This is a genomic window from Streptomyces sp. V4I2 (assembly GCF_030817655.1).
GTDB lineage: Bacteria > Actinomycetota > Actinomycetes > Streptomycetales > Streptomycetaceae > Streptomyces > Streptomyces plumbiresistens.
This window is the reverse complement of record NZ_JAUSZM010000003.1, coordinates 2,460,579-2,472,016: the sequence shown is the minus strand read 5'-3', so window position 1 is coordinate 2,472,016 and position 11,438 is coordinate 2,460,579. Positions and strand designations below refer to the sequence as shown.

Sequence of the window (11,438 nt, the reverse complement as noted above, 5' to 3'; positions counted from 1 at the left end):
TCGGCGGCCGCGGGTCGCCTGCCGGCGTGATGCGCCACATCCCGCAAGCCGTGGACGTGCGGGACACTGCGTCGTAACGTCAGGGTCGGGAATGTAACTAGCGGTGCTAGTTTTGAGAGGACGTGCTCATGGCTCCGTTCGACCCCGCCGACCCCCTCGGTATCGATGACCTGCTCGCGCCCGAGGACCTGGCGATCAGGGAGACCGTGCGGGCGTGGGCCGGTGATCGTGTGCTGCCGTATGTCGCCGAGTGGTTCGAGAGCGGGGAGCTGCCCGGGATCCGGGAGCTCGCGCGGGAGTTGGGCGGGATCGGGGCGCTCGGGATGTCGCTCAGCGGGTACGGGTGCGCCGGGGCGAGCGCCGTGCAGTACGGGCTGGCCTGTCTGGAGCTGGAGGCCGCCGATTCCGGGATCCGGTCGCTGGTGTCGGTGCAGGGGTCCCTCGCCATGTACGCCATTCACCGGTTCGGGAGCGAGGAGCAGAAGCAGGGCTGGCTCCCGCGCATGGCCGCCGGTGAGGTCATCGGGTGCTTCGGGCTGACCGAGCCCGACCACGGCTCCGACCCCGCCTCAATGCGGACGTACGCCAAGCGCGACGGCAGCGACTGGGTGCTCAACGGCCGCAAGATGTGGATCACCAACGGGTCCGTGGCCGGGGTGGCCGTGGTGTGGGCGCAGACCGAGGACGGGATCCGGGGGTTCGTCGTCCCGACCGACAGCGCCGGGTTCGCCGCCCTGGAGATCAAGCACAAGTGGTCGCTGCGCGCCTCCGTCACCAGTGAGCTCCTGCTCGACGACGTACGGCTGCCCGCCGACGCCGTACTGCCGGAGGCGACGGGGCTCAAGGGCCCGCTCAGCTGTCTCTCCCACGCCCGCTACGGCATCGTCTGGGGAGCCATGGGCGCGGCCCGCAGCTGCTTCGAGACCGCGGTCGACTACGCGAAGACGCGGGAGCAGTTCGGGCGGCCGATCGGCGCCTTCCAGCTGACCCAGGCCAAGCTGGCCGACATGGCCGTCGAGCTGCACAAGGGGATTCTGCTCGCCCATCACCTGGGGCGTCGCATGGATGCCGGCCGCCTGCGTCCCGAGCAGGTCAGCTTCGGCAAGCTCAACAACGTCCGCGAGGCCATCGACATCTGCCGTACGGCCCGGACGATCCTCGGTGCCAACGGGATCTCGCTGGAATACCCCGTGATGCGGCACGCGACGAACCTCGAGTCGGTGCTCACCTACGAGGGCACCGTCGAGATGCACCAGCTCGTGCTGGGCAAGGCGCTCACCGGGCTCGACGCCTTCCGCTGAATTCCCCCAGCAGCGGCAGGGCCGGTGAGCGGCCCTGCCTCAGCTCTGGTTGAAGAAGCCGTCCGTGCGGTGCGCGGCCGGGTCGCCGTTCACGATCTCCGTGTTGGCGGGGGTCAGCAGGAACACTCTGGTGGACACGCGCTCGATCGAACCACGCAGGCCGAAGATCAGCCCGGCCGCGAAGTCGACGACGCGCTTGGCGTCGGCGGCCTCCATGGCCGTGAGGTTCATGATGACCGGGACGCCTTCGCGGAACAGTTCGCCGATGGCGCGGGCGTCCCGGAAGCTGTCCGGGGTGACCGTACCGATCCGGCGGCCCTTCTCCTCGGCGACGTCCGAGGCCACCTTGACCCGCGGGTCGGTGACCCAGGCATCCCCGGGCTGCTCGGTCCCTTCGGAGTAGTCGTCGTCGTAGTAACGCTCGTCATCGTTGTCGTCGACGAGGCCAAGCCAGGCACTTGCCTTGCGTACCGATCCCATGGACGCCTCCTCTCACAGCGGTCTTTTCTGCTTTCCGCATCCCTATGGTCATCCATGATGCGGACGTCGCGCCAAGTGGATAGACGCCGCGCGGGGGGTTTGTGACGGTACTGGTGCACAGCGAATCCGTCGAGAGTCCGTGTGTCCCAAGGGTCGTTCCGCAAACAGCTGCTGACTGTGAGTGAAATATGATTCTTCACGGCGTATGGGTGATGGGCGGTGCGTACGGGTGAACGCGGCGATCGGTACGATGCCGCAGCTCACCGCAGTTCAACGTCGTACGCACCACGGGGGATCGTCGTGTTCGGAATCGTCAGGCCGTGCCGTCACAGGCTCTCGGAGAGTCTCAAAACCCAGTGGATGGCGCATTTGTGCGGGTTGTGTCTCGCGCTGCGCAAGGACCACGGACAGTTCGCGAGGGTCGTCACGAACTACGACGGCTTGCTGATTTCCGTTCTGACGGAGGCTCAGGCCGAGAAGGGCGGTGGCGGGCGGCGCACGGCGGGACCGTGTCCGCTGCGCGGAATGCGTAGTGCGTCCGTCGCGCACGGTGAGGGGGCACGGCTCGCGGCCGCCGTCTCGCTGGTGCTCGCCTCGGCCAAGGTGCGCGACCATGTCGCCGACAAGGACGGGCTGCTGGCCCGCAAGCCGGTGGCGCTCGCCGCTCGCCGGGTCGCCGCGAGCTGGGGCCGGGCCGGGGAGCGGACCGGCTCGGACGTCGGGTTCGACACCGCCCTGCTCGTCGACGCCGTGGACCGGCAGGTCGGCATCGAGGCGCTCGCCGGGCTCGGAACCCCCTTGCTCACGGTGACCGAACCCACCGAGACCGCGACCGCCGCCGCCTTCGCCCACACCGCGGTCCTCGCCGGCCGGCCGGGCAACGCCGAACCGCTCGCCGAGGCCGGGCGCCTCTTCGGACGGCTCGCGCATCTCCTGGACGCCGTGGAGGACAGGGAGACTGACGCCGCGTCGGGTGCCTGGAACCCGCTCACCGCCACCGGGACGCCCCTCACCGAGGCCCGGCGGCTCGCCGACGACGCCGTGCACGGGATACGGCTCGCGCTGCGGGACGCCGACCTCGCCGACCCGAAGCTCGCGCACCGGCTGCTCGTGCACGAGCTGCGCACCTCCGTGGACCGGGCCTTCGGCACCGCCTCCTGCGCGCACGGGCCCGCGCCGACGGGAGCGATGCCGGGCGGACCGTACGCCCCGCCCGGCGGTCCGTGGGCCCCGCTGCCGCCGGAGCCGCCCCGCCGCGACCGGCGCGGGCTGCTCGCCGGGTGCGCGGTGTGGATGGGGCTCGCCTGTACCTGCCAGATGTGCTGCGGAGGGTTCGACGATCCGTGGAGCCGGGAGCGCCGGGAAGGACTGTGCTCCAACACCGACTGCAGTGGCTGCGGTGACTGCTGCAGCTGCTGTGAGTGCTGCGGGAACTGCTGCGGTGACGACGGCTGCGGCTGCGACGGCTGCGACTGCGGATGCAGTTGCTGAGCCGCTTCCGGTCGGTCCTTGAGTTCCGACGGTGAGATCTCCGACTTCGTGAGCGCCGAGCCTGTCGTCCCCCACTTCTTGATCCTGTCGTACGTCCCGTCCGTGATGTGGAACCGCGTACCGCAGGCCGTTGATCGTGGACATCACGACGTCGCTGCGGCCCTGCTGGAGCGAGGACCAGATGGCGCCCTGCTGTTGCCGACGCCGAGGTCGTACTTGCCGCTGTCGAGGGCCAGCAGGATCGCCTCGAAGCTCGCCTACTCGGTCCTGAGCCCGATGCCGAGGACCTTGGCGACGGCGTTCGCGAAGTCGAGGGTGAGGCTCGACGCACCGGACGGCAGGAGCTCGGCGGCTGCCTCGTCCTTCCTGACGGCCGAGACGACGTAGTGATCGTCGATGCGTGGGCGTGCGCATCGTGAAGCGGTCTCCTGGGAGCGGGAAGCGCTGGGTGAGGGGAAGGCGCGCGTGTGAAGGCGAACGCGTGAGAACGCGAAGGGGAGAACGCGAGAGCGCCCGGCCGGATCGGTGATCAGCGGATCAGGGCGCGCAGTGGGTCAGCTCAACAGGAAGAGGACCACACGCGACCGAAGTCGATGTGGGAGCGCTTGACCAGCCACTGCTGTGGATGCATGGGCCAAGTGGAACAGGCATCCGGTGGAGCGTCAACCGACTTGAGACGTACAGCTCACAGTCCGGACAGCCTTGACAGCGAGGGGAAACGCACCCGTACTCTCGAGGGGCGGCCCTGCTGAGGGGCTCGGCCGCAACCGTGTGAAGGCACGCCCGAGTTCGACCGACTCGCTGCCACGGAGCCTTCGCATGTCCTCCGACACCCTCGCCACATTCCCCGCCGCACCGGACATCCCGGAGCACGCGGACTCCCTGCGGATCGTCCCGCAACGCCGGTCGGGCCAGTGGACGGCCGCCGTCGCCGTCCTGGTGCTGCCGGCGCTCGCCGTCAACTCCGTCCTGCGCGACCAGGCGTTCCAGTGGGACGTCGTCGCCGACTACTTCACCACGGACGCCGTGCTGCGCGGCCTGTGGCTCACCCTGTGGCTCACCGCGGTCGTCATGGTGCTCGGCTTCGCGCTGGGCACGCTGCTCGCCGCGTTCCGGCTGTCGGCCAACCCCGTGCTGAGAACCGCCGGTTGGGGGTACGTCTGGCTGTTCCGGTCGATCCCGATCCTGGTGCAGCTGCTGTGGTTCAACATCGGGGCGCTGTACCCGCAGATCCTCGGTGTTGCGGGACGCGGAGGCCTCGCCGTTGGGCAGCCTGCGAAGCGTCAACCATCCTTGCTCGGCACGCCGCCGCGCGGGGGAGTCTGGTCTTTCGCGACCAGGGGATGCCAACACCGCACCTACCAGGTCACCAGCAAGGTGCCGAATCTACGTCCAGGCGTGGGGGCCACCCGATGAGGCCCTCGCTCGTGATCGTCGGGGCCGGGCCGCGGGGGACCGGTCTGATCGAGCGGATCGCCGCCAACGCGCCCGAGCTGTACGCCGGTTCGGGCCTCGACATCCATCTGGTCGACCCGCATCCGCCGGGCGCCGGACGCATCTGGCGCCCGGCCCAGTCGCCGCTGCTGTGGATGAACTCGCACGCCGAGGACGTCACCATGTTCACCGACGACACGGTCGACATGGCCGGGCCCGTGCGGGAGGGCCCCACCCTGCACGAGTGGGCCGGCATCGACGGCCGTACCTTCGCGGACCGGCGGCTCCAGGGCGCCTATCTGAGCTGGGTGCACGAGCGGGCGGTGGCCGCACTGCCGCCGGGTGTCGTCGTCCACCACCATCCACGCCGTGCCCTGCGGGTCGGCGGGCCGTCACAGGGGCGCCAGCAGGTGTGGCTGGAGGGCCGCGCGCGCCCGCTCCTCGCCGACCTCGTGGTGCTCGCCCTCGGCCACCTGGACGCCGAACTCGACGACGAGCAACGTGCGTTGGCGGCGTACGCCCGCGAGCACGGCCTCGTCCACCTTCCGCCGGACTTCACCGCCGACAGCGACCTGTCCCCGCTCGCGCCCGGCGAACCCGTCCTCGTCCGCGGCTTCGGGCTCGCCTTCGTCGACCTGATGGCACTGCTCACCGAGGGCCGGGGCGGGCGGTACGCCGGGGACACGTACGTGCCTTCGGGGCAGGAGCCGGTCCTGTACGTCGGGTCGCGGCGCGGAGTGCCGTACCACTCGAAGATCGGGTACGACTGGACCGGTGAACGGCCGCCGCTGCCCAGGTTCTTCGGGCCCGCCGAGGTGGAGGGGCTGCTCGCCCGGCCCGGGGGCTTCGACTTCCGGCGGGACGTGTGGCCGCTGGTGGAGAAGGAGCTGGGCTTCGCGCACTACCACCGGCTCTTCACGGTCCACCCCGAGCGGACCACCGCGGCCTGGAGCGTCTTCGAGGAGAAGTACGCGGCCGTCGACGACCCGGCCGGGCGGGCGGCCCTGGTCGCGTCCGCCGTGCCCGATCCCGCCGACCGGCTCGACCTCGCGGCGCTCGACCATCCGCTGGAGGGGGTGCGGTACGGGTCGTACGAGGAGCTCCAGGAGGGGTTGCGCGGGTATGTCGAGGGTGACCTGAGCCGCCGTCACGATCCGTCCCGCAGCCCTGACCTGGCGGTCTTCCTCGGGCTGCTCTCCGTCTACGGCCAGCTGGTCCGGCTCGGGGACATCGGGCCCTGGTGGCACGGGTTCTTCAGCTATCTGGCCTCCGGGCCGCCCGGGCCCCGGCTGCGACAGCTGCTCGCCCTGTCCCGCGCGGGCGTGGTGAGGTTCCTCGGTGCCGGCATGACCGTCAGCGCCGAGGGCGGGGTGTTCCGGGCGTCGAGCGCCACCGTGCCGGACTCCGTCGTCGAGGCCCGGGCGCTGGTCGAGGCGCGGCTGCCCGGGCCGACGGTCGCGCGGGCCCGCGACCCGCTGCTGCGTGAGCTGCACGCCGACGGGGTGGCCGAGACGCCGGACGGGCTGCTCCGGGTGGACCCGGCCGACGGGCGGATCCTCGACCGGGACGGCCGTCCGCATCCCCGGCGCTTCGCCCTCGGGCCGCACACCGACGCCCGCGCCCCCGGTGCCTTCACCCGGCCGCGCACCGGCGGGCCCGCGTTCCGGCAGAACGACGCGACGGCCCGGGCCGCGCTGACGTTCCTGAGCGCGCTCTACGGGCGTGCGGCCGCGTGAGACACCCCAGCTTCTACCGTGAGGAATCCGCGATGACCGTCATGGTCGACATCAGGTCCGTCCACAAGAGTTTCGGCTCGCTGGACGTGCTCAAGGGCATCGACCTCGCCGTGCGCGCGGGCGAGGTCACCGTGATCCTCGGCTACCGGCGCTCCGGCGACCGGCTGTACGAGCTGCGCGAGCGAGAGGTGCCGAGGCAGCGCACCCGGATCGGGTTCGTCTTCCAGAACTTCAACCTCTTCCCGCACCTCACCGTGCTGGACAACATCATCGAGGCGCCGGTGTCCGCGCTGAAGCGGCCCCGCAAGGACGCCGTCGAGACCGCGCGCCGCCTGCTCGACCGGGTGGGGCTCGCCGAGAAGGCCGACGCCTATCCCCGGCACCTTTCCGGTGGACAGCAGCTGGGGGTGCCCCCAGGCCGTTCAGGCACTGGGGGAGGGTGGCCCATCAGGGCACCACGATGATCGTCGTCACCCACGAGATCGGGTTCGCCCGCGACGGCACCGTGGTGTTCATGGACGACGGGCGGATCGTCGAGCAGGGCGCACCCGGTGACGTGCTGGACGATCCGCGCCACGAGCGGACCCGAGCCTTCCTCTCCAAGGTCCTCTGAGGCCTGCCAAGAAAGGTTTCTTTCCCATGACCTCATCGCACGGCCGGCGCCTGCTGCACCTGGCCGCCGCCGTCGACCAGCAGAGGGTGTACGACGCCGACTCCTACGTCGGGCTGGCGCGACTGGCCGAACGCGGCGGCCTCGACTTCGTGACCCTGGACGACACCTTCGCCCGCCCGGGCCCCGACGCGCTCTCCGTCCTGTCCCGGGTGGCGCCCGCGACCGGCAGGGTCGGCCTGGTGCCCACCGTGACGACCACGCACACCGAGCCCTTCCACGTCCAGGCGGCCGTCGCGACCCTCGACTGGGTCAGCCGCGGCCGGGCCGGCTGGCGGATCGACGTGTCGGCCACCGAGGGCGAGGCCCGTCTCTTCGGCCGGCGGAACGCGGCCCCGCCCGACGCGCTGTGGCAGGAGGCCGGTGAAGTCGCCGAGGTGGCGGCCAGGCTGTGGGACAGCCGAGAGGACGACGCCGGGATACGGGACGCGGCGACCGGCCGTTTCACCGGCCGGGGCACGCTGCACCACGTCGATTTCACCGGCTCCACCTTCTCGGTCAAGGGTCCCTCCACTGTGCCGAGACCCCCGCAGGGCCACCCGGTGCGCGTGGTCGAGGCCACCGATAAGCACGCCCGGGGGACCGCCGCCCGGTACGCCGACGTGGCGCTCGTCCGGGCCGTGAGCCCGGCGCAGCTCGCCGCCGCACGGAACGAACTCCGGGAGGCCGCCTCGGCGTTCGGACGGACCCCGGACGACCTGCGGGTCCTCGCGAGTCTCGTCGTCGACCTCGGCGGCGGCGAGTACGCGGCCGAGCCCGGCCACGGCGGGGGCGGCCCGCGGCCCACCGCCCGGGGCCCGCTGTACCGGGGCGGTCCCGTCGACCTCGCCGAGCTGATCGCCGCCTGGTACACGGACGGCGTCACCGACGGCTTCCACCTCACGCCCGCCGAGCCCCGCCGCGACCTGGAGCGGCTCGTCAACGGCACGGTGGCGCTGCTGCAACACCGGGGACTGTTCCGCACGTTCTACCCGGGCAGCACGCTCAGGGAGCACCTGGGGCTCGCCCGGCCCGCCAACCAGTACGCCGTGGCAGGGGGAACGTCATGACCGTACGGCAACGCCTCAGACGGAAGCGGATCCACCTCGCCGCGCATGTTCCCGGCGTCGACAACGCCTCCCGGCCCGGGATCGAGTTCGCCTCCTTCGAGCATCTCGCCCGCACCGCCGAACGCGGCCTGTTCGACTTCCTCCTCCTCGCGGACGGGCCGCGGCCGCGTGAACACGAGGGCCGGATCGACGACGTGGACGTGGTCGGACGCCCCGAGTCGCTCACTGTGCTGGGCGCCCTCGCCGCCGTGACCGACCGGCTGGGACTCGCCGCGACCGTCGACGCCACCTTCAACGAGCCGTACGAACTCGCCCGCAGACTCGCCACCCTGGACCATCTCAGCGGCGGGCGGGCCGCCTGGAACGTGGTGACCTCCTCCGACGCCTTCACCGGAGAGAACGTCCGGCGCGGGGGACATCCGGACCGCTCCGAACGCTTCTCACGCGCTGCCGAGTTCGTCACCGTCGCCAGGGAGTTGTGGGACTCCTGGACCCCGGACGGAGTCTCCCGGCCCTTCGCTCACCGGGGGCGCCACTTCGACATCGCGGGCGAGTTCACCGTCCCGCGCCCGCCGCAGGGGCACCCGGTCGTCCTCCAGGAGGGGGACTCGGAGGAGGGGCGGGAGTCCGCCGCCGCCACGGCCGACGTGATGTTCACGCGGCACGGGACCCTGGAGGACGGGCGTGCCTTCTACGCCGACGTCAAGAAGCGCCTGGAGAAGTACGGCCGTACCCCCGGCGACCTGAAGATCATGCCCGCCGTCACCGTCGTCCTCGGCGACACCGCCGCCGAGGCGCGGGAGCGGGCGGCCGGGATCCGGCGGCAGCAGGTCTCCCCGCAGCACGCCCTGCGCACGCTGGAGCGGCTCTGGCGAGTCGACCTGTCGTCGTACGACCCGGACGGGCCGCTGCCCGAGATCGACCCGGTGCCGGAGCCGGCGATCGCGCAGGGGCGGCCGAGGCACGGTGACTCGGTGGCGGTGGCCGAGAAGTGGCGGGCGCTGTCGAAGGAGAAGGGGCTGTCCATCCGGCAGACCGTGATCGAGGCGGGATGCGGCCGGCCGTCCCTCATCGGCACTCCGGAGGCGGTCGCGGCCGAACTCGACGCGTGCGTACGGCGGGACGCGGCCGACGGCTTCGTCCTCGTCCCGCACCTCACGCCGGGCGGGCTCGACGAGTTCGTGGACCGGGTGGTGCCGCTGCTGCAGGAGCGCGGCGCCTTCCGTACGGAATACGAGGGCGCCACCCTGCGCTCTCACCTCGGGCTTTCCGGCCCGGCAGGGAAGGGTTGAGCACATGACGACGGACGCGTCCGAGGCGTGGAAGCAGTGGCACGAGCACCGCACCGAGACGGTGGCGGCGCCCTACGGACCGCTCGCGCTGACCGGGACCTACTGGCTGGAGGACTGTCCGGGCGGGCGACTTCCGGACATCGCCGGGTCATGGACCGTCGAGGGCGACGCGGTCGTCCTCACGGCCGCCGACGGGGACGGCCTCACCGTGGACGGGCAGCCCTTCGCCGGTGCGGTGCGGCTCACCGCCGACCGGGGTCCGGCCGGCGTCGCCCGGGTGGCGTACGGCGAGCGGCGGCTGGTCGTGCTGGTGCGTGAAGGCGTGTGGGGTGTGCGCGACTTCGACCCCGCCTCCGCCGCCCGCCGGGCGTTCCGGGGGATCGAGGCCACGCCGTACGATCCGCGCTGGTCGGTGCCGGGGCGCTTCACGCAGTACGGCGAGGACCGCACCGTACGGGTCGAGAACGCGGATGGACGCGCGCGCGGTCTCGGCCTCGGCGGGGAACTGGCTTTCCGTCTGGACGGGCGGGAGCTGACGCTTCAGGTGACGGTCCAGGGCGACGGTTCGCTGTGGGCGGTTTTCGGCGATGCCACGAGCGGGAACGGCAGTTACCGCTTCCGGTTCCTGCGGCCCGCCGCGCCCGACGCCGACGGGCGTACGACGGTCGACCTCAACCGGGCGCTGCTGCCGCCGTGCGCGTTCGCCGACCATTTCATCTGCCCCTTCCCGCCACCGGGGAACACGCTGGAGCTCGCGGTCGAGGCGGGGGAGCGGCACCTGCTCTGAGAAGCAGTCATCTCGCGTAGACCGCAGAGATCGTTCAAAGCTTGACGGCCGAAAGGCGCCCTTGCGGCGACCGGTCGTTCGGCCGAATACTCCCCCTCAGCGCTTGTCAGGAGCACGGCGTGTTCGGAATCCGGGCACCCCGCACCCTGGCTGCGCCTCACGGGCCCGACCCCACGAGGGCCCCCGACTTCCCATGTGGAGGAACGAAAAGTGAGGATCAAGCGCACCACCCCCCGCAGTGGCATTACGAGACGGACCCGGCTGATCGCCGTGACCGCCGGACTCGCCGCCGCCGCAGCCGTCGCGATCCCCAGCGCGAACGCGTCCGACGCCCCCACCACGTTCAGCGCCACCGCCCTCAAGAGCGCCGGCAGTTCGGTGCTCAAGGCCGACATCCCAGGCACCGCCTGGGCGGTCGACAGCAAGACCAACCGTGTCGTCGTCACCGTCGACAGCACGGTCTCCCAGGCCGAGATCGCGAAGATCAAGGAGCAGGCGGGCACCACCGCCGACGCGCTCACGATCAAGCGGACCCCCGGCAAGTTCAACAAGCTGATCCAGGGCGGCGACGCCATCTATGCGAGTAGCTGGCGCTGCTCCCTCGGCTTCAACGTCCAGAACAGCAGCGGCGTCCAGTACTTCCTGACCGCCGGTCACTGCACCGACGGCGCGGGCAGCTGGTACTCCAACTCCGCCCGCACCACGGTCATCGGCTCGACCACGGGCTCCAGCTTCCCGGGCAACGACTACGGCATCGTGCGGTACTCCGGGTCCGTCAGCAGGCCCGGCACCGCCAACGGTGTGGACATCACCCGCGCGGCCACGCCCGCCGTGGGCACCACCGTCATCCGCGACGGCTCCACCACCGGTACGCACAGCGGCCGTGTCACCGCCCTCAACGCGACCGTCAACTACGGCGGCGGCGACATCGTCTCGGGTCTGATCCAGACCAACGTCTGCGCCGAGCCCGGCGACTCCGGCGGCTCGCTGTACGGCAGCAACGGCACCGCCTACGGTCTCACCTCCGGAGGCAGCGGCAACTGCACCTCCGGCGGAACGACGTTCTTCCAGCCTGTCACCGAGGCGCTCAGCGCCTACGGCGTCAGCGTCTACTAGGCCCCGGCCGAACTCCGGCACCTGTACGGCCTGCCTGCAGCCAGCAGCAGACGAGCCCCCGCACGCAACTCTCGTGCGGGGG

General features: G+C 71.5%; 8 protein-coding genes and 3 pseudogenes. 9 read left to right on the top strand and 2 right to left on the bottom strand.

Annotated features, from left to right (window positions below):
* Positions 1-128: 128 nt before the first annotated feature.
* Positions 129-1,301, top strand: a complete 1,173-nt coding sequence (locus QFZ76_RS12245; RefSeq protein WP_307673743.1) for an acyl-CoA dehydrogenase family protein — start codon at positions 129-131, stop codon at positions 1,299-1,301.
* Between the two features lie 39 nt (positions 1,302-1,340).
* Here the strand turns inward: QFZ76_RS12245 and QFZ76_RS12240 are convergent, their stop codons facing one another.
* Positions 1,341-1,781 carry a cell division protein SepF gene (locus QFZ76_RS12240; RefSeq protein WP_266442164.1) on the bottom strand — a complete coding sequence of 147 codons (441 nt, stop codon included), beginning with the start codon at positions 1,779-1,781 and terminating at the stop codon, positions 1,341-1,343.
* A 300-nt stretch (positions 1,782-2,081) separates the two neighbouring features.
* Between QFZ76_RS12240 and QFZ76_RS12235 the strand changes: the two genes are divergently transcribed.
* A complete protein-coding gene (locus tag QFZ76_RS12235) occupies positions 2,082-3,272 on the top strand; it encodes a DUF5685 family protein (RefSeq protein ID WP_307673742.1) in 1,191 nt (396 codons plus the stop codon).
* A gap of 17 nt (positions 3,273-3,289) precedes the next feature.
* Here the strand turns inward: QFZ76_RS12235 and QFZ76_RS12230 are convergent.
* A pseudogene (locus QFZ76_RS12230) lies at positions 3,290-3,805 on the bottom strand (hypothetical protein); the annotation flags it as partial.
* Between the two features lie 286 nt (positions 3,806-4,091).
* On the opposite strand from QFZ76_RS12230, the pseudogene QFZ76_RS12225 reads away from it, so the two are divergent.
* The 7 genes and pseudogenes from QFZ76_RS12225 to QFZ76_RS12195 form a co-directional block, all read left to right on the top strand.
* Positions 4,092-4,514, top strand: a pseudogene (locus QFZ76_RS12225) (ABC transporter permease subunit); the annotation flags it as partial.
* A 170-nt stretch (positions 4,515-4,684) separates the two neighbouring features.
* Complete coding sequence (locus tag QFZ76_RS12220; RefSeq protein WP_307673741.1) at positions 4,685-6,442, top strand: FAD/NAD(P)-binding domain-containing protein; 1,758 nt, start codon at positions 4,685-4,687, stop codon at positions 6,440-6,442.
* A gap of 32 nt (positions 6,443-6,474) precedes the next feature.
* Positions 6,475-7,055 (top strand): annotated as a pseudogene (locus QFZ76_RS12215) (amino acid ABC transporter ATP-binding protein).
* A gap of 26 nt (positions 7,056-7,081) precedes the next feature.
* Positions 7,082-8,161: an LLM class flavin-dependent oxidoreductase gene (locus tag QFZ76_RS12210; RefSeq protein WP_307673740.1), complete on the top strand. Its 1,080-nt coding sequence runs from the start codon at positions 7,082-7,084 to the stop codon at positions 8,159-8,161.
* Positions 8,158-9,453, top strand: a complete 1,296-nt coding sequence (locus tag QFZ76_RS12205) for an NtaA/DmoA family FMN-dependent monooxygenase (protein WP_307673739.1) — start codon at positions 8,158-8,160, stop codon at positions 9,451-9,453. The genes QFZ76_RS12210 and QFZ76_RS12205 overlap by 4 nt, the downstream gene beginning before the upstream one ends.
* A gap of 4 nt (positions 9,454-9,457) precedes the next feature.
* Entirely contained in the window at positions 9,458-10,240 is a 783-nt protein-coding gene (locus tag QFZ76_RS12200) for a DUF1684 domain-containing protein (protein WP_307673738.1), read from the top strand.
* Between the two features lie 210 nt (positions 10,241-10,450).
* The gene (locus QFZ76_RS12195; RefSeq protein WP_307673737.1) at positions 10,451-11,356 is read left to right on the top strand and encodes a S1 family peptidase; all 906 of its coding nucleotides are present in this window, start codon (positions 10,451-10,453) and stop codon (positions 11,354-11,356) included.
* Positions 11,357-11,438 lie beyond the last annotated feature (82 nt).

What these genes read in the sequence shown, in the direction of transcription:
- QFZ76_RS12240 (WP_266442164.1), bottom strand. Translation starts at nt 1,781, where the DNA reads ATGGGATCGGTACGCAAGGCAAGTGCCTGGCTTGGCCTCGTCGACGAC.
- QFZ76_RS12245 (WP_307673743.1), top strand. Translation starts at nt 129, where the DNA reads ATGGCTCCGTTCGACCCCGCCGACCCCCTCGGTATCGATGACCTGCTC.
- QFZ76_RS12200 (WP_307673738.1), top strand. Translation starts at nt 9,458, where the DNA reads ATGACGACGGACGCGTCCGAGGCGTGGAAGCAGTGGCACGAGCACCGC.
- QFZ76_RS12210 (WP_307673740.1), top strand. Translation starts at nt 7,082, where the DNA reads ATGACCTCATCGCACGGCCGGCGCCTGCTGCACCTGGCCGCCGCCGTC.
- QFZ76_RS12205 (WP_307673739.1), top strand. Translation starts at nt 8,158, where the DNA reads ATGACCGTACGGCAACGCCTCAGACGGAAGCGGATCCACCTCGCCGCG.
- QFZ76_RS12220 (WP_307673741.1), top strand. Translation starts at nt 4,685, where the DNA reads ATGAGGCCCTCGCTCGTGATCGTCGGGGCCGGGCCGCGGGGGACCGGT.